This window comes from Litoribacterium kuwaitense (genome assembly GCF_011058155.1).
GTDB classification, from domain to species: Bacteria; Bacillota; Bacilli; order Bacillales; family DSM-28697; genus Litoribacterium; species Litoribacterium kuwaitense.
Genome location: NZ_JAALFC010000004.1, coordinates 1 through 18642, shown reverse-complemented (window position 1 = coordinate 18642; position 18642 = coordinate 1). Strand labels below are relative to the sequence as shown.

The 18642-nt window shown below is 44.7% G+C and carries 17 protein-coding genes and 2 pseudogenes; 18 read left to right on the top strand and 1 reads right to left on the bottom strand.

Annotated features, from left to right (window positions below; genetic code table 11):
• Window positions 1-3 precede the first annotated feature (3 nt).
• The 8 genes and pseudogenes from G4V62_RS04045 (at window position 4) to rnc (ending at window position 8432) form a co-directional block, all read left to right on the top strand.
• Window positions 4-1686 (top strand): fatty acid kinase ATP-binding subunit FakA, encoded by a 1683-nt coding sequence (locus G4V62_RS04045; protein ID WP_376768263.1) that lies wholly within the window; start codon window positions 4-6, stop codon window positions 1684-1686.
• Window positions 1687-1849: 163 nt separating this feature from the next.
• Window positions 1850-3891 (top strand): annotated as a pseudogene (gene recG / locus G4V62_RS04040) (ATP-dependent DNA helicase RecG).
• A gap of 124 nt (window positions 3892-4015) precedes the next feature.
• Window positions 4016-4561: a transcription factor FapR gene (gene fapR / locus G4V62_RS04035; protein ID WP_165199757.1), complete on the top strand. Its 546-nt coding sequence runs from the start codon at window positions 4016-4018 to the stop codon at window positions 4559-4561.
• Entirely contained in the window at window positions 4561-5544 is a 984-nt protein-coding gene (gene plsX / locus G4V62_RS04030) for a phosphate acyltransferase PlsX (RefSeq protein ID WP_165199481.1), read from the top strand. Before fapR ends, plsX begins: the two co-directional genes overlap by 1 nt.
• 10 nt (window positions 5545-5554) lie before the next feature.
• Entirely contained in the window at window positions 5555-6496 is a 942-nt protein-coding gene (gene fabD, locus G4V62_RS04025) for an ACP S-malonyltransferase (protein WP_165199479.1), read from the top strand.
• Between the two features lie 6 nt (window positions 6497-6502).
• Window positions 6503-7239: pseudogene (fabG, locus tag G4V62_RS04020) on the top strand (3-oxoacyl-[acyl-carrier-protein] reductase).
• Window positions 7240-7279: 40 nt separating this feature from the next.
• A complete protein-coding gene (gene acpP, locus G4V62_RS04015; RefSeq protein WP_376768262.1) occupies window positions 7280-7519 on the top strand; it encodes an acyl carrier protein in 240 nt (79 codons plus the stop codon).
• Between the two features lie 172 nt (window positions 7520-7691).
• Entirely contained in the window at window positions 7692-8432 is a 741-nt protein-coding gene (gene rnc / locus G4V62_RS04010; RefSeq protein ID WP_165199477.1) for a ribonuclease III, read from the top strand.
• Between the two features lie 114 nt (window positions 8433-8546).
• Here rnc and G4V62_RS04005 read toward each other — a convergent pair whose 3' ends face one another.
• Complete coding sequence (locus tag G4V62_RS04005) at window positions 8547-8771, bottom strand: DUF1128 family protein (RefSeq protein WP_165199475.1); 225 nt, start codon at window positions 8769-8771, stop codon at window positions 8547-8549.
• A 105-nt stretch (window positions 8772-8876) separates the two neighbouring features.
• Between G4V62_RS04005 and smc the strand changes: the two genes are divergently transcribed.
• The 10 genes from smc (at window position 8877) to rplS (ending at window position 18051) form a co-directional block, all read left to right on the top strand.
• The gene (gene smc / locus G4V62_RS04000) at window positions 8877-12443 is read left to right on the top strand and encodes a chromosome segregation protein SMC (RefSeq protein ID WP_165199753.1); all 3567 of its coding nucleotides are present in this window, start codon (window positions 8877-8879) and stop codon (window positions 12441-12443) included.
• 22 nt (window positions 12444-12465) lie between these two features.
• The gene (gene ftsY / locus G4V62_RS03995; RefSeq protein WP_165199473.1) at window positions 12466-13452 is read left to right on the top strand and encodes a signal recognition particle-docking protein FtsY; all 987 of its coding nucleotides are present in this window, start codon (window positions 12466-12468) and stop codon (window positions 13450-13452) included.
• 87 nt (window positions 13453-13539) lie between these two features.
• Entirely contained in the window at window positions 13540-13869 is a 330-nt protein-coding gene (locus tag G4V62_RS03990) for a putative DNA-binding protein (RefSeq protein ID WP_165199471.1), read from the top strand.
• A gap of 14 nt (window positions 13870-13883) precedes the next feature.
• Complete coding sequence (ffh, locus tag G4V62_RS03985) at window positions 13884-15227, top strand: signal recognition particle protein (protein WP_165199469.1); 1344 nt, start codon at window positions 13884-13886, stop codon at window positions 15225-15227.
• A gap of 86 nt (window positions 15228-15313) precedes the next feature.
• Window positions 15314-15586, top strand: a complete 273-nt coding sequence (rpsP, locus tag G4V62_RS03980; RefSeq protein WP_165199467.1) for a 30S ribosomal protein S16 — start codon at window positions 15314-15316, stop codon at window positions 15584-15586.
• Between the two features lie 12 nt (window positions 15587-15598).
• Window positions 15599-15826, top strand: coding sequence for a KH domain-containing protein (locus tag G4V62_RS03975; protein ID WP_165199465.1), 228 nt, complete (start codon window positions 15599-15601; stop codon window positions 15824-15826).
• Window positions 15827-15968: 142 nt separating this feature from the next.
• Window positions 15969-16334, top strand: coding sequence for a YlqD family protein (locus G4V62_RS03970; RefSeq protein ID WP_246218249.1), 366 nt, complete (start codon window positions 15969-15971; stop codon window positions 16332-16334).
• A gap of 15 nt (window positions 16335-16349) precedes the next feature.
• Complete coding sequence (gene rimM, locus G4V62_RS03965; protein ID WP_165199462.1) at window positions 16350-16868, top strand: ribosome maturation factor RimM; 519 nt, start codon at window positions 16350-16352, stop codon at window positions 16866-16868.
• Window positions 16865-17608, top strand: coding sequence for a tRNA (guanosine(37)-N1)-methyltransferase TrmD (gene trmD, locus G4V62_RS03960; protein ID WP_165199461.1), 744 nt, complete (start codon window positions 16865-16867; stop codon window positions 17606-17608). Before rimM ends, trmD begins: the two co-directional genes overlap by 4 nt.
• Window positions 17609-17709: 101 nt before the next feature.
• A complete protein-coding gene (gene rplS, locus G4V62_RS03955; RefSeq protein ID WP_165199460.1) occupies window positions 17710-18051 on the top strand; it encodes a 50S ribosomal protein L19 in 342 nt (113 codons plus the stop codon).
• Window positions 18052-18642: the final 591 nt, after the last annotated feature.

Sequence of the window (18642 nt, the reverse complement as noted above, 5' to 3'; positions counted from 1 at the left end):
ATTTTGACGAAGTATGTGATTGATGTCAACACATTTAGAAAAATGCTCATGCATGGGGGCAGCCACTTGACAACGCATGCAGAGATGATTGATGCATTAAATGTGTTTCCTGTACCAGACGGTGATACGGGCACAAATATGAATTTGACGATGACTTCTGGTGTCAATGAGGCACGGCGACTTGAAGCTGAGCATGCAGGGAAGGTTGCTTCCTCATTTGCTCGCGGATTATTGATGGGGGCTCGTGGCAACTCAGGGGTTATTCTTTCCCAGTTATTTCGTGGATTTGCTAAGCATGTTGAGCAGATGGAATCGTTGAGCGCCAAAGCTTTAGCGGAAGCGTTGCAAGCGGGTGTGAATACAGCTTATAAAGCCGTGATGAAGCCCGTTGAAGGGACGATTTTAACTGTCGCTAAGGACGCGGCTCAACGTGCAGTAGAGTACAGTGAGGAAACCGACGATGCGATTGCGTTATTCGAAAATGTACTTATCGAAGCGAAAGCCTCTCTTGACCGCACCCCTACCCTGTTACCAGTGTTAAAAGAGGTTGGGGTTGTCGATAGTGGAGGGCAAGGTCTAGTAACGATTTACGAAGGTTTTTTAGCCGCGCTAAAAGGAGAGGAATTGCCAGACGGTGCCCTCTCAAAGCTGACGATGAATGAGCTCGTTAAGGCTGAGCATCACCGTAGTCATCAAGGGTTTATGCGCACTGAAGACATTGAGTATGGCTATTGTACAGAGTTTATGGTCAAGCTTGAGGAGAAAAAGCAGGCGGTTGCTGACTTTGATGAAGAAGCGTATCGCGATGCGCTTTCTGAACATGGAGACTCACTCCTCGTAGTGGCTGATGATGAACTTGTAAAGGTACATATTCATACTGAATTTCCTGGTGATGTGATGACGTACTCACAAAAATTTGGCAGCTTGATCAATATGAAGATTGAAAACATGCGTGAGCAGCATGCGCACGCGACAGCGCAAGATGCCGAAGGTTCTGGAGACGTTGTTCCAAGCGAGCAAGAAGAAGAAAAACCTTTTGGATTTGTGACTGTTGCTATGGGTACGGGTGTGTCAGAGTTATTTACATCTTTAGGTGCAGATGTTGTCATTGAGGGCGGTCAGACGATGAATCCGAGTACGGAAAAGCTTGTTGAGGCGATCAAAAAGGTGCCTGCAAGCTGTGTATTCGTCGTCCCAAACAATTCAAACATCGTTATGACGGCTAAGCAAGCAGCCGAACTTGCCGATAAGCATGTCATTGTCGTACCGACAAAAACGATTCCTCAAGGCTTAAGTGCCTTTTTAGCCTTTGATCCAGCGCTAGAAAGCGAAGCAAACCTCGAGCAGATGGAGCAAGCGATGAAGCATGTGAAGTCTGGTCAATTAACATATGCTGTGAGAGATACGTCGATTGAAGGAAAGCAAATTAACAAAGATGACTATATGGGCATTTTAGAAGGTGACATCGTCATCGTCGATTCGTACATGATGTCTGCGGTGCAAGCGCTCATTAAGCAAATGGTCGATGCTGATGATGAACTCTTGACGCTGTTGTTAGGTGAGGACGTTACAGAAGAAGAGGAAGAGGAACTGACTAGCTACATTGCCACGACCTTTGCGCATTTGGAGCTGGAAGTTCACCGCGGCGATCAGCCTCTCTATCCGTTTATAATCTCTGTAGAATAAATAAAGAAGTCGCAAGTTTTACTGATGGAGACGAATGGCAGAGTGTAGGGAAAGTCTTGACAGGCTTTTGCCTACACTCTTTCTTAGAAATGCTGTCGTTTTAACAGGTCATATAACGCTGCTATAGCTATACAAGTGATTGTTACATAAGGGGGAGAGGCACATGGATTTGTCACGGCTAACGGTAGATCAGATTGGTGGCGTTGGTCCGGCAACCGCCGAGCTTCTCGTAAAACACGCCCTCGTTACAGTGGAGGACGTGCTTCTTTACTTTCCATACAGATATGAAGACTACACAGTGCGCGATATTCAACAAGCCGCGCATGATGAGCAAGTGACCATTTGTGGCGAGGTTATTTCAGAACCAATGCTTCGTTTTTTCGGGAAAAAGAAAAATAAAATGACCGTACGGTTGAAAACCGGAAGTCATGTCATTATGCTCGTTTTTTCAACCAAGCCTTTCATAAAAAAAATCTCGCCTTTCAGCAGACGATTACGGTCAGTGGGAAATGGGATAAACATAAAGCTACCCTTACCGTGTCAAGGTTAGTCAAAGGCGACTCAAATGGTACGAGAGCACGAGAACCGGTTTATCCAGCAAAAGGAGAGCTCACTTCATTAAAGATAAAAAAAGTGATTCGGCAAGCGTTAAGTGATTTTGGTGAGCAAATGGAAGAGTTTTTTCCAGAAGAGCTGCTGCACCTTTATAAACTTCCGACGCGCGCAGATGCTGTCCGTGAGCTTCATTTTAATACTTCGGCGGAGAAGATGAAGCATGCTCGGCGTCGTTTTGTATATGAAGAATTTTTACTTTTTCAATTGAAAATGCATAAATTTAAGCATGAGCGTCGTCAACAGGAGCAGGGGGAAAGAACGCCTGTGAACGTGGAGGCAGTCTCTTCTTTTGTTAACCAACTTCCTTTTTCACTGACCGGTGCCCAAGAACGCGTGCTTCAGGAAGTCATCAATGATTTAACATCACCTTACCGCATGCACCGTCTTATCCAAGGTGATGTCGGTTCAGGAAAGACGATCGTCGCTGCACTCGCTTTGCTCGGCGTCGTGCTTGCAGGCAAACAAGGTGCAATGATGGTGCCTACGGAGATTTTGGCTGAGCAGCATGCTGCGTCTCTCAGTGAATTATTTGCAAATACGGGCGTAACCGTTGAACTATTAACGAGTTCTGTAAAAGCGAAGGAAAAAAAGGAGATTCTCACCGCGCTGGAAGAAGGTTTTATTGACATTGTTGTCGGCACGCATGCACTTATTCAAGATTCGGTGATCTTTCATGACGTTGGTCTGGTCATTACAGACGAGCAGCATCGCTTTGGTGTCGCACAGCGGAAACGTTTACGAGATAAAGGCATAGCGACAAATGTTTTATATATGACGGCAACACCTATTCCCCGTACGCTGGCCATTTCTGTTTTTGGTGATATGGATGTGTCAACCATCGACGAAATGCCTGCTGGGAGAAAGCCGATTGAAACGTATTGGGCAAAGCCAGAACTTCTTGAACGCGTTCTTGCTTTCATGGAAAAAGAGCTTGGTCAAGGGCGGCAGGCGTACGTCGTATGCCCGCTGATTGAAGAGTCGGAGCAGTTAGAAGTGCAAAACGTCATCGATGTACATGCTCAGCTTCGTCAATATTTTAGTGAGAAATATAACGTTGGTTTAATGCATGGCCAGTTGGATGCAGAAGAAAAAGAAGCAGCGATGAAAGCATTTGCTAAAGGAGAGACGCACGTCCTCGTTTCGACGACAGTGATTGAGGTTGGTGTTAATGTGCCAAATGCGACGGTGATGGTGATATATGATGCTGAGCGGTTTGGTTTATCGCAGCTTCATCAATTACGCGGCCGTGTTGGACGAGGATCTGAACAGTCGTATTGTGTTTTACTGGGCGATCCGAAATCAGATACAGGAAAAGAGAGAATGCAGATTATGACGGAAACCGAAGATGGTTTTACGCTGTCCGAAAGAGACTTGGAGTTACGAGGTCCAGGAGATTTTTTTGGTCATAAACAAAGTGGGTTACCGGAATTTAAAGTCGCTGATATGGTTCACGATTATCGTGCGCTTGAGGTGGCGAGAAAAGATGCAGAGATGCTCGTTTCATCGCAAAAGCTTTGGTCCGCTCCATATGAAGCGCTGTTAAAACAGCTTGAGAAGGAGACCGCCGAAAAGCTGGCAAAGCTCGATTGACAGTTTGTTCAATTCGCTCTTGAAATCAAAAAAGGGAACGCATATACTGGGTTTAGTACCTAGTCATAAAACTAAGGTGGCGTTGGAACAGTGAGGCTGACAAAAAGAGAGACAGCACAGGCTTCTGGAAACCATTCAATCCTTCCCCTTCATTACAGATGAGGAGCTGGCCGCTAAATTTAGTGTAAGTATCCAAACGATTCGACTTGATCGTATGGAGCTTTCCATTCCTGAATTAAGGGTTAGGATTAAGTCTGTTGCGAAGGAGCAGTGGAACGAGACTTTGCGCTCGTTGCCTCAAGAGGATGTCATTGGCGAAGTCATTGATTTGGAGCTTGATCATCAAGCGATTTCCATATTAGATATTCGCCAGGAACATCTGTTTACCCATCAGGAAATTGCGCGCGGTCATTATTTATTTGCGCAGGCGAATTCCCTTGCAGTTGCAGTCATTGATGAAGCTTTTGCGCTAACTGCAAGAGCAGATATTCGCTTTATGAGACCAGTGCGTCTTAACGAGAGAGTGGTGTGCAAAGCGACCGTGACTGGCACCGATGATAAAGGACACACTCTCGTTAACGTTGTTTCTACAGTGGGTGGAGGTAGTGTGTTGAAAGGCACGATTGAAATGTATCGATCCACCACCGAAGAAAAAGGGGAGGACCAGTAGTGAAGATTGCCGTAGACCTTTATGGAGGAGACCATGCGCCACAAGCTGTCATTGCAGGGGTGACCATGGCTTTGGAGCGACATGCACAAGCAGAATTTGTCCTCGTCGGCAATGAAGCAGATGTTCCCTCCTCTTTACAACAGCACGAGCGTATACATATGATTCATACAACGGAAAAAATTGATTCGACGGATGAGCCTGTACGCGCTGTAAGGCGAAAGAAAAAGGCATCAATGGTTTTAATGGCGACGGAAGTGAAAGAAGGTCGCGCTGATGCTTGTTTGTCTGCCGGAAACACAGGCGCACTCATGGCGGCCGGTCTGTTCGTCGTCGGTCGTATAAAAGGCGTAGAGCGCCCAGCTTTGGCACCTACGTTACCGACATTGGATGAAAAAGGAGTTCTCCTGCTTGATGCCGGTGCGAATGCTGATGCGACACCAGCACAGCTCGTACAATTTGCAACGATGGGTTCGGTTTATGCGGAGAATGTGAAGCAGTTATCAAAGCCACGTGTGGCTCTTTTAAATATTGGTTCAGAAGAAAATAAAGGCAGTCCGCTTTATCAGGATACATATGCGCTTTTACAGCAATCGCCATTTCATTTTATTGGCAATATCGAAGCGAGGGATTTGCTTGCAGGACAAGCAGATGTTGTCGTGTGCGATGGATTCACTGGCAATATTGCCTTAAAAGCAATTGAAGGAACAGCAATGAGTGTCTTTTCAATGCTTAAATCAGTCTTTACCTCCTCGCTGTCGGCAAAGGCGGCAGCGGCTGTTGTGAAGCCTAAGCTTAAACAATTAAAGGACCAGATGGACTATTCTGAGTATGGCGGTGCAGCCTTGTTTGGCTTGCAAGCGCCTGTTGTCAAAGCGCACGGATCCTCAGATGCAAAAGCGATCGCAAATGCCCTTAGGCAGACAGTAACGATGGTTGAAAACAGAGTCATTCAAAAGATGCATAAGCAAATGCAAAGCGATTAGGAGGAATTGCATGAGTAAATTAGCGTTTATCTTTCCGGGACAAGGCTCGCAGGAAGTGGGCATGGGCATGGACGCGAGAGACGCCTTTGGAGCGGCTGCACATATTTACGAGCAAGCGGATCACGCTCTCGGCTTTTCCTTAACGTCCTTGATTGAAAATGGCCCTGCAGATGTATTGACTGAGACAAAGAATACACAGCCAGCATTGCTGGCCACAAGCGTAGCCTACCTCACTTTATTGCAGAACAAAGGCGTGACACCAGATTTTACAGCAGGTCATTCATTAGGTGAGTATTCAGCACTTGTCGCTTCTGGTGCATTGTCTTTTGAAACGGCAATCGCTCTCGTTCGTAAACGAGGAGAGTTGATGGAAAAGGCGGTTCCAAACGGAGAAGGAACGATGGCGGCTGTGCTCGGTATGGAGAGTACGGAACTTAATGAGCTTGCTGCAAACATCTCTGCAGAAGGGGATGCTGTTCAGCTAGCGAATATTAACTGTCCAGGTCAAATTGTCATTTCTGGTACAGTTGCTGGTGTGCAAAAGCTGTCAGAACGGGCAAAAGAGGCTGGTGCAAAGCGAGTGTTACCGTTGACTGTAAGCGGTCCTTTCCATTCTAGCTTAATGCAACCGGCTGCTGAGCACTTTAGAAACGAGCTCAGCGAGAGCCATTTTTCGAATGCAAACATCCCAGTGATTTCAAACGTCGATGCAAAACCAGTGACTGACGCTGAGGTGATCAAAGAAAAACTGGTAGAACAGCTTTATTCTCCTGTGCAGTGGGAGGAGTCAGTCAAATATTTATTGAATGAAGGGGTAACGTCCTTTGTAGAAATTGGTCCTGGAAAAGTATTGAGTGGGCTTGTGAAGAAAATCAATCGTTCCGCTCAAGTATATCAAGTCAATTCATTAGCAGGGCTTGAGCAGACGCTTGAAGCTGTTAAAGGGGGATGAGCACGCATGAAGGGTAAAACAGTGATTGTCACTGGCGCGTCCAGAGGGATCGGGGCCGCGATCGCACTTTATTTTGCAAAAGCTGGCGCAAATGTTGTTGTCAATTATGCTGGCAACAAAGAAAAGCTGAAGAAGTTGTCAAACAGGCACAGGAGCTCGGTGCTGAAGCCGTGGCGATTCAAGGTAATGTCGCCGATGCAGAAGCTGTAGGCGCTATGGTTAAACAAACGATTGACACTTTCGGCCGTATCGACGTACTCGTCAACAACGCTGGCATTACGAGAGACAATCTTATGATGCGCATGAAAGAAGATGAATGGGACGACGTTATTGATACGAATTTAAAAGGCGTATTTGTTTGTATGAAGGCGGTGACCCGCCAAATGATGAAGCAGCGAGTGGGTCGGATTATCAATGTATCTTCTGTTGTTGGAGTTACTGGGAATGCTGGCCAGTTAAACTACACAGCAAGTAAATCAGGCGTCATCGGAATGACGAAGACAGCTGCCAAAGAATTGGCAAGCAGAAACATTACGGTCAACGCCGTCGCACCAGGCTTTATTGAGACAGAAATGACAGACGAGTTAGGCGAAGACGTAGCAAGTGAATTGTTGAAGCAAATACCACTCGCTAAATTTGGTCAGCCGGAAGATGTAGCAAGTGCCGTCAGCTACCTCGCTTCGGATGAAGCACACTATATTACAGGCCAGCTGCTGCAAGTCAATGGTGGTATGGCTATGTAATTTCTTCAATAAATGGTTTACTTGAGAGGAGGTGACGAACGTGGCAAATGAAGAGATTTTTAACCGTATATCTAAGATTGTTGTTGACCGTCTAGGGGTTGACGAAGCAACGATTAAGCCAGAAGCGTCTTTTAAAGATGATCTTGGTGCTGATTCACTTGATGTTGTTGAATTAGTGATGGAGCTTGAGGATGCTTTTGATATGGAAATTTCCGACGAGGATGCTGAGAAAATCGCAACCGTTGGTGATGCAGTCACATACATCGAAAGCCATCAGTAAGACTTGTCGAATTCTGTGGGCGTTTACTGATCAATTAGACAGGAAACGTCCACGGACTTTACTATTTGATTTTTGAAGCTTACTTTAAAATCGTAGCTTCATGATAAGAGGAACCAAGTGGATGTTCGGTGCCCTCTCTTGTAGTCAAATATGCGTGTTTGGGAGGACCAATATGAACAGGAGAAGTGACGTACGGTCAAAGCATTTAACTGCTGATCAAAAGAGAAAAATCAATCAGTTTCAAGAGATGCATGAGATTTCTTTTCATCATAAAGATCTATTATATCAAGCATTTACACATTCATCGTATGTGAATGAGCATCGTTCTAAACCCTATGAAGATAATGAACGATTAGAGTTTCTTGGAGATGCCGTCCTTGAACTCATGATATCGCAGTTTTTATTCAAAAAATATCCGAAAATGTCGGAAGGACAGCTGACAAAATTGCGGGCGGCCGTCGTTTGTGAGCCTTCGCTCGTTCGTTTTGCAGAGAAGCTGTCTTTTGGAGATTTAGTTCTTCTTGGAAAAGGTGAAGAGCTAACGGGAGGAAGGCGTCGACCGGCTTTGCTTGCAGACGCTTTTGAATCGTTCATAGGGGCTTTGTATTTGGATCAGGGAATCGAAACGGTGGAAATATTTTTGCAGAAGCATGTCTATCCATCGATTTCTGAGGGTGCTTTTTCTCATGTGATGGATTATAAAAGTCAACTGCAAGAAATCGTTCAACAAAAAGGAGCAGGAATTCTCGAATATGAGATTTTAGAGGAGAACGGTCCCGCGCATCATCGTGAGTTTGTCGCATCTGTAAATTTGAACGGGGATTCAATAGGAAAAGGTCTAGGCCGCTCAAAAAAAGAAGCGGAGCAACAAGCGGCCAGAAAAGCGATAGAGACCTTCGAAAAAATGACATAGGCTGGCTCGATGACATACTTATGTATTGAAAGAAAGTTTCTCGATATCAACCAACACAAGGGTTCTGCGAATGCGTAGGCCCTTTTTTCAACGAATGTACGCACCGTGTGCTGTTCACTTTTTGCGACACGAGCTAAGGGCTTGTAAAATAGCTTCACGGTCGCTAACGGAAAGGTTAGTTGTGCGCTTGACCATGTCATATACATCTTTTACGGTGTCATAATGCTGGAGATCGTAATCACTGGCATCAAGCATACGTGTATTGACCACTTGGAGATCTTGCGCAATTTCTGTTAACATCAAGCTCAGGTTTTTTTCGTTCGGTTCGGAATAATTCAATTAGAAGAGCCTCCTTTGTCATCGTTAGGTTTTATCGTAACAAAGCATCAAGCGGCTTTCAATATAGAATAACAGCACGATTTTTAGGAGAAGGCGGTGATTGGCATGCTGTTAAAGAAAATTGAGATGGTCGGTTTTAAATCTTTTGCAGACAAAATCACAATTGATTTTGTTAAAGGTGTAACAGCCATTGTTGGACCGAATGGGAGCGGAAAAAGTAACGTTACAGAAGCCATTCGCTGGGTTTTAGGAGAACAATCTGCTAAATCATTGCGGGGCTCAAAGATGGAGGATGTCATTTTTTCAGGCAGTGACAGTAAGCGAAAAATGCAAATGGCCCAAGTGACAATCACGTTCGATAATCCAAATCGGACGCTACCTATTGATTATAGTGAGGTCAGTGTCACTCGTCGTGTGTATCGCAGTGGAGAGAGCGAATTTTTAATTAATCAGCAACCGTGTCGGCTGAAAGACATTATTGAACTATTTATGGATTCAGGTCTTGGAAAAGAAGCCTTTTCGATTATTAGTCAGGGAAAGGTGGATGAAATATTAAATAGTAAACCAGAGGACCGGCGCAAAATATTTGAAGAAGCGGCAGGGGTGCTGAAATATAAAAACCGCAAACGGCAAGCGGAAGACAAGCTTGAGGAAACAGAAGGAAACCTTCATCGGGTGGAAGACATCATCCATGAAATTCATGGTCAGCTTGAGCCTTTGGAAATGCAAGCCTCTATTGCGAGAGATTATTTAGATAAAAAAGAGGAGCTTGAGCATATTGAGGTCGCGGTCACGGTTGCGGAAATTGAGCACCTTCATGCGTCTTGGAAGGATATCGGACAAAAGCTCGCGCATAAGAACAGTGATGCTGAACGACTTGAAGCACAAAAAATGGCGTATCAGTCTGAAGTGACAACTTGCACAGAACAGCTCACTGCTTTAGAAAAAGAGTTTGAAGAGAATCAAACGACGCTGTATCGACATAAGCAGGAGCTTGAAAAGCTAGAGGGCCAAAAAAAAGTGTTAGCTGAGCGGAAGCGTAATGCTCATCAAAATAAAGATCGTTATGAAGCTGAAGTCAAAGAGCTTACGGAAGCGACCGACTGGTCAAAAGACCAACTGGCTAGAGAACGTGCGACGTTAAAAAGTGAAGAAAAGTCTTTCAAAAAATTGGAAGATCAATTAAAAGAAAAGCAGGCTTGGATTGCGACGAATGAATGGAATGCCGCACAAGACATTGACGCCTTGAAAAGTGATTATATTGAAGCGATGAATAAAGCGGCTGCAGCCAACAATGAAATTCGCTATATTGAGGATCAATTGCAACGAAACGAAGAAAAGCAACGCCGTTTAGAACGTCAGAACCAAAATCGCATTGATGAGCGGAATAGGCTAACCTCATCCTTGAAAAAAGCTGAGGATGAGCTCATTGCACAGCAGGCTACGCTTAGAGAGATCGTTACAAATATTGATACATACAAAACGGATGTCGCACGCGAGCGCGAAGAATTGAAAAAGCTACAGGATAAGCTTTATCAAGCATACCATTACGTTCGCGAGCAAGAATCGAAAATGACAGTAATTAAGCAGATGCAGGAAGGGTATGAAGGGTTTTATTCAGGCGTTAAAGCAGTTTTAAAAGCAAAAAGCGGGCGCCTTCAAGAGGTTCATGGAGCTGTTGCAGAAGTCATTCGTGTGCCTCAAAACTATGAAACGGCGATTGAAACAGCGTTAGGGACGCAGCAGCAGCACATCATTACATCAGATGAGTCATCAGCCCGACAAGCGATCCAATTTTTACGGGCGAATCGGCAAGGGCGGGCGACATTTCTCCCTTTGACGACAATACAACCGCGTACAATCCCAGACCATGTGCTAGATCGCTTGTCGTCGATGGAAGGCTGGGTTGGCCAGGCGAGTACACTTGTTCAAACAGATGATACTTACAAACAGGTTGTTCAACATTTATTAGGACATATTTTGATCGCTAAGAATCTTACAGCGGCCAATCAAATGGCTTCTGCTTCAGGACGTCGTCATAAAATTGTTACGCTCGAAGGTGATGTTGTGAACCCTGGAGGCTCGATGACAGGGGGACAGTCAAATGCAGCAAAATCTTCTTTTGTCTCGCGAAAAAATGACTTAGCACGTTTAGAAAGCGAGCATCAGATGATGAAAGAGAAGACGGCAAAGCTAGAGGCGGCTGTTAACGAGCGTAAAAAGTTGTTGGAGTCACGCCAGCATGAAAGCAGTCAATGGGAAGAACAAAAAGCTGCCATTGAAGAAGAAGTGAATGAGGCATCCAGAAAAAAAGAATCATACGTTTTAGAATTAAAACATGCCAATGAACATCTCACCTTGTTTGATCAAGAAAATCGACTCGTTCGTTCTGAAATAGAGCAGCTTTCTTCACGACTTGATGCTCTTAAAACGGAGAAGGAAGACGCCGATCGTTTAGTGCAGGAAACGAACGAAACAATTCTGCAAACAGAAAAACAAAAAAAGATTGCCGAAGAACACTTGCAGCAAACCAATGAAGAATGCACACAAATAAAAATAGCCATTGCGCAAAAGAAAGAATCATTGCATTATCAAAAAGAGAAGGTCGACCACTTGCAAAAGGAGCATGACCGCAATTCAGCACGATTAAGGCAAAGGAAAGAAGAGTTATCATTACTCTCTGAAGATATGTCAAAAGGGCAAATGAGTGCTGAAGAAATTACGAAGCATATTGAAGTATTTAAACAAGAGATTGCCGACAGTGAAGAAAAGCATGGGCAGCTCGCAGCGCAAAAAAATGATTTGCAAGAAATGCTCACTAAACAGCAATCGGTTTTCACTTCTTTAAGCGAGCGGCTAGACGAGCTACATAAAGACATCCAAACGCTTGATATTCAAAACAATCGACTGGATGTTACGCTAGAAAATCATTTAAATAAGCTTCAAGTTGAGTATAATTTAAGCTTTGAGAAGGCAAAGCTGGATTATCCATTAGAGATAAATTTAGAAGAAGCACGCGAAAGAGTGGCGCTCATCAAGCGTGGCATTGAAGAGCTTGGCAACGTAAACATTGGTGCTATTGAAGAATTTGACCGTATTCATGAACGATATACCTTTTTACAAGGGCAACGGGAGGACTTGCAGCAGGCAAAAGCCACACTGTATGACATTATTCAAGAGATGGATCAAGAAATGTCGAAACGCTTCCTAACGTCCTTTGAAGAAATTAGGTACCATTTTGGTCAAATTTTCACGGAACTATTTGGCGGCGGTGCGGCTGATCTCATTCTCACGTCACCTAAAGAGATTTTAACCTCTGGTGTCGATATCGTATGTCAGCCTCCTGGGAAAAAACGCCGCAATTTAAGCTTACTTTCCGGTGGTGAAAGGGCCCTAACGGCCATTGCGTTATTGTTTGCTATACTTAAAGCGCGTCCCGTACCATTTTGTGTGCTTGATGAGGTTGAAGCAGCGCTTGACGAAGCGAATGTTGTTCGTTTCGCACAGTTTTTAAAAAGGTTTAGTCAAGGAACGCAATTTATCGTCATTACTCACCGGAAGGGTACAATGGAAGAAGCGGAAGTATTATACGGCGTAACGATGCAAGGGTCGGGTGTGTCTAAGGTGCTTTCTGTGCAGCTAGAGGAAGCCAAGCAGTCCGTACTTGTGTAATTACAGAAAGGGATGAACACGAATGAGTTTTTTTAAAAAGCTAAAAGATAAGATAAGTGGACAAACGAATCAAGTCACCGAGAAATTTAAAGGCGGACTTGAAAAAACGAGAAGCTCATTTACCGAAAAAGTGAATGATGTGCTGGCAAAATACCGTAAAGTAGACGAAGACTTTTTTGAAGAGTTAGAGGATGCATTTATTGGGGCTGACGTCGGTGTCAATACAACGATGGAACTCATCGATATGCTGAAGGATGAAATTCGCCGACGTAACATTCAGGATACAAACGAAGTGAAAGAAGTCATCGTTGAAAAGTTAGCAGCACTGTTTGAAGATGAAGAGACAGAAGCGCCGCTTCGCATACAGGCAGACGGCTTAACGGTTATTTTAATCGTTGGTGTTAACGGTGTCGGAAAAACGACCTCGATTGGCAAATTGGCTCATCAGCTGAAGCAAGAAGGAAAAAGTGTGTTGCTTGCAGCAGGAGATACATTTCGGGCAGGCGCGATTGAGCAGTTAGAAAAGTGGGGCGAGCGTGCGGGTGTCGATGTCGTGAAGCAAGCTGCCGGATCAGACCCAGCTGCGGTGATGTACGATGCCATTCAGTCAGCAAAGTCACGTGGCGTTGATGTTCTCCTCTGTGATACGGCGGGCAGGCTGCAAAATAAAGTGAATTTGATGAACGAGCTTTCCAAAGTAAAGCGTGTCATTTCAAGGGAAGTTCCGGGAGCGCCTCATGATGTACTCATCGTTCTTGACGCAACGACGGGCCAAAATGCAATGAGTCAGGTCAAGACGTTTAAAGAAGCAACAGACGTCTCTGGAATTGTGTTAACTAAACTAGACGGAACTGCCAAAGGCGGAATGATTCTGGCGATTCGTCATGAGTTAGGACTACCCGTTCGATACGTCGGGTTTGGTGAGCAGATGGATGATTTACAACCTTTTGATTCGCACCAGTTTGTGTACGGTTTGTTTGCTGATGAAGTAGAGCAGCAGTCGTCGTGAAAAGGGATTGCAAGTAAAAACACTTGACGCATTTTAGTGATATTGCTATAGTGTCAAGAAGATGCTTGGTGATTTGAGGTGAGGGTAATGATAGATAAGACAAATCGTATGACTAGCTTGTTTGATTTTTATGCCCCTCTACTGACTGAAAAACAACACGCCTACATGAACCTTTATTATTGTGAAGATTATTCGCTTGGTGAGATCGCCGAGAATTTCGAAGTGAGCCGGCAAGCGGTGTACGATAATATACGGCGTACAGAAGCATTACTGGAGGATTATGAATCGAAGCTACACTTGCTGGAACGCTTTCACAAGCGGGACCAGCTTCTCGACACATTGAAATCGACGCTTATGAAACAAGGTGTCGAGGACGATGCTCTACAGTTACTTGAAGAGATTGAAAGACTTGATTAAAAGGAGGGATTGTATTGGCGTTTGAAGGGTTGGCAGAAAGGTTGCAAGCCACACTCCAAAAAATCAAGGGAAAAGGTAAGGTCTCTGAGGCAGATGTCAAAGAGATGATGCGCGAAGTACGGATGGCACTCCTTGAAGCGGACGTCAACTTCAAGGTCGTTAAATCCTTTGTTAACCGTGTGAAAGAACGCGCTGTCGGTCAAGAGGTGTTGGAAAGCTTGACGCCTGGGCAGCAAGTGATCAAGGTTGTTAAGGAAGAACTGACCGAACTCATGGGTGGCGACGCCAGCAAAATCGACATGAGTAAAAAGCCGCCTACTGTCATTATGATGGTCGGTCTTCAAGGGGCAGGAAAAACGACAACATCAGGAAAACTAGCCAATTATCTCCGAAAAAAGCACAATAAAAAGCCGTTAATGGCAGCAGCGGACGTTTATCGTCCTGCGGCGGTCGATCAGCTGGAAACGTTAGGTCGGGAGCTTCAGCTGCCTGTTTATTCTAAAGGGACAGATGCAAACCCGGTTGACATCGCCCGTGAGGCTGTCGAAGAGGCAAAAGAGACCCACCAAGATATTGTATTTATCGATACAGCGGGTCGTCTTCATATTGATGAGACCTTAATGGAAGAGCTTCAACAAATTAAAGAAGTGACCCAACCGGATGAAATCCTACTCGTCGTTGATGCGATGACGGGGCAGGATGCAGTAAATGTCGCTGAAAGCTTCAATGATCGCCTTGGCTTGACCGGCGTCGTGCTTACGAAGCTTGATGGAGACTCCCGTGGCGGGGCTGCGCTATCGATCCGTTCTGTAACTGAGACACCGATCAAATTTATTGGTACCGGTGAAAAGCTTGATGCGCTTGAGGAATTTCATCCAGATCGTATGGCGTCTCGTATTTTAGGCATGGGAGACGTTCTTTCGCTGATCGAAAAAGCACAGACAAATGTGGATGAGAAAAAAGCAAAAGAACTGGAAGATAAATTTCGGTCAATGTCGTTTACCTTTGATGACTTTCTCGAGCAGCTCGGTCAGGTTAAGCAGATGGGACCTCTCGATGAGCTGATTGGCATGCTCCCTGGAGCTAATAAGATGAAAGGCATGAAAAACCTTGAGGTGGACGATAAGCAGCTTGTTTTTGTTGAAGCGATCATCCAATCGATGACAAAGCAAGAACGTGAATCTCCCGAAATCATCAATGCCAGTCGTAAAAAGCGCATTGCCGCTGGCAGCGGTACGTCCGTACAAAAGGTCAATCAGCTGTTAAAGCAATTTAATGAAATGAAGAAGATGATGAAGCAGATGACAAATATGCAAAAAGGAAAGAAAAAAGGGCAAATGAAATTCCCATTCATGTAGGGTGTTAAATAAAAACCCTTTACAACCTCTCTTTCATTTGGTAACATTCTTATTTGTGTACAGAACATTTGGAGGTGCAAGACAAAATGGCAGTAAAAATCCGTTTAAAGCGTATGGGTTCCAAAAGGAAGCCTTTTTATCGAGTTGTCGTAGCAGATTCTCGTTCTCCGCGTGATGGCCGTTTTATCGAAGAGATTGGAACTTACAACCCAACGGCTAAACCAGCAGCTTTCGATGTGAGCGAAGAGAAGGCTTTGGAATGGTTGGCGAATGGTGCACAACCTTCCGATACAGTGCGTAACTTGTTTTCAACGAAAGGCATCATGCAAAAGCATCACGAGTCTAAGAGCGGTCGCTAAGAGGATTAGGCGATGATACACTTCATACAAACAGTAGTGAAGCCCATTGTGGACTATCCTGAAGCTGTTGAGGTGATCCATCGTAAGGATCGCCGTGGTGATGTCTATGCGCTCATTGTGCATCCTGAAGATAAAGGGAAAGTGATTGGCAAAAATGGGCGTGTGGCGAAAGCCATTCGATCCGTCGTGTATGCGTATGCCTCGAAGCATCCGCAAAAAGTGTATTTAGATATTCAGTAAAAAGGGGGAGGGGATGAGCCACTCTCCCTTTCTTTGCATTTTTGCTTACTGTAGTTTGACGCGCTACCTTTTTATCTGTTGATCTCACTTCCATAGTGAGTGTCTTTCATCCTTTTGGAAAAGGGGAATGAAAACGGTGAAGATGATTCGAAAAGCCGTTGTTAAAAAAGTGCTCACTCCCGATGAGCGAGCGCGAATTCGTGCCACTTTACAGACCAATCATGATCAAGCTGTGCGTGAGTATGAGCAATTGAAGTTTTATTTAAAGCGTTCAGAGCACCAAAAGCAAACTGAAACGACGCAACGTCTGCGTAAAGAGTTGGTTGCGAAAGAAGAAGCAGTGGAATCAATTAACTTTCAGATGGAACAGCTCGATCTTCTTCCTGGAGGTACAGAGCTTAAGGTGGCTGAGGTAGAGATTGAGCAGGACATTGAGGTTGGTATGCAATGGGAAGACAAGCCGGCAGAAATCATCGTAGAAGATGGTGTAATTAAAGATATTCGCTAGAAAGGAGGAACCCGGTTGCAATGGTTTCGCGTAGGGCGAATTGTGAATACACATGGCATTAAAGGTGAGATGCGCATTCAAGTGACGACTGATTTTCCTGAAGAGCGTTTCGCCAGTGGCGAACAGGTTTATGCGTTTGTTGGGAACGAAGAGCATCGCCCGTTAACTGTTCATTCGTGCCGTCCTTATAAAAAGGGTTACCTTTTAGTCGTAGAAGAGGTTAAAAATCTTACAGAAGCGGAAAGTCTAAAGAATTTAGAATTGTGGGTACCTGAATCTCACTTACATGAGCTTGAAGATGGAGAATACTATCAGCATGAAATCCGTGACTGTCAAGTCTACACTGCGTCGGGAGATGAGATCGGACGAATTACTGACATTCTTCAAACGGGTGCCAACGATGTTTGGATCATCCGTCCATCCTCAGGAGGAAAAGACGTACTTATTCCCTATATTGATGATGTCGTTCGCCACGTAGATGTTGAACAAAAAAAGGTCGTCATTGATCTCATTGAAGGATTGATCGATGAATGAGAATAGATGTATTAACGCTATTTCCTGAAATGTTCTCGGGTGTGCTCAATACGTCCATGCTCAAAAAAGCACAGGACCAAGAGCGTGTAAGCTATCACGTCACTGATTTTCGGACGTATGCAGACAATAAACACCAATCCGTCGATGATGCACCATATGGTGGAGGCGCAGGCATGCTGCTCACACCACAGCCGCTTTTTGATGCGGTTGATGCGATCAAAACGTCAAGTTCTAGTCAGCCGCACGTCGTCCTACTGTGCCCGCAAGGTACCACTTTTTCACAGGCAAAGGCTCATGAGCTAGCAGAAAAAGATCATTTATTGTTTTTATGTGGACATTATGAAGGCTATGACGAGCGCATTCGCGAAGCGCTTGTCGATGAGGAAATTTCTATTGGGGATTATATTTTGACTGGCGGTGAACTAGGGGCGATGGTCGTCATCGATGCTGTGACCCGGCTATTGCCTGGTACACTTGGAAACGCGGTTTCAGCTAAGACGGATTCTTTTAGTGATGGACGGTTAGAGCATCCGCATTATACACGGCCAGCAAGCTTTCGTGGGTTGGATGTCCCGGAAGTTTTGTTAAGCGGAAACCATGAACGAATTGCTGAATGGCGTAGACGTGAATCATTTATGCGCACGCTTGAACGACGACCCGATTTACTGAACACATATCCGCCGACGGAAGAAGAGACACAATGGTTAAACGAGTGGCGAAACGATAAAAAACGTCCTTGATGTTGCTTCTGGAATATGCTAAGATATGGTGTGTTTGAAATTACCCACGTTCCGCTGCGTAGCAACATACGCATGAGCCTGGTGTGGAAGGAGTGAACGGCATGCAACAATTACTTGCAGAATTGACAAAAGAGCAATTGAAGACGGATCTTCCTGAGTTTCGGGCCGGTGACACAGTACGTGTACACGTTAAGGTCGTTGAGGGAAGTCGTGAGCGTATCCAGGTCTTTGAAGGCGTCGTCATTAAACGTCGTGGTGGCGGCATTAGCGAAACATTTACTGTGCGTAAAATTTCGTCTGGTGTTGGCGTGGAGCGTACTTTCCCTGTACATTCTCCAAAGATCGATAAAATCGAAGTTATGCGCCGTGGAAAGGTTCGCAGAGCAAAGCTTTACTACTTGCGCAACCGTCGCGGAAAAGCAGCTCGTATCAAAGCGCGATAAGAAACGAAAAAGGCTTGCCAAAGTGCAAGCCTTTTTTAATCCAATGAGTATAAAATTTGTTCAACGACTTGAAAATAAACAATTAGACGTTGGGAATGGTTGAAGGCGCTTGTAGTAGCAACTGTAATGATCTATATGATTCGCATGTATTTATTTGCTCCTAACTCGTTGTGACGCATCGATGACACCCACGCTCGCAGGTCATGATCTGCTGTTTATGAATCATTTAATGTACCAATGAAAAGAGCGAAAACGCTTTGACATTATATAACCGGATTATCTGTCTACCCGGTGAGCAGATTATTTCTCAAAGGATCAGTTGTTTAACAATGGACAACCTATAAAAGAGTTTTTAGGTGATTGAGTTAATTTCATAATTTAGAGCCCTTGAGTCTCAAGGTATTCAAGGCACAAAAAATGGAGCACCTCCCCAAATTCTGTATAATGGTAGTTACCACACTAACCTAACAGAGAGGTGAGATGCCCTATGTACATTATACGACAACTAAGTCTATTTGACATGCATGAATTATATGAGATGGAGCCTTCCAATCATTTTGAGGCTGTCTTTTCAGCCCTTAATCTGAATCC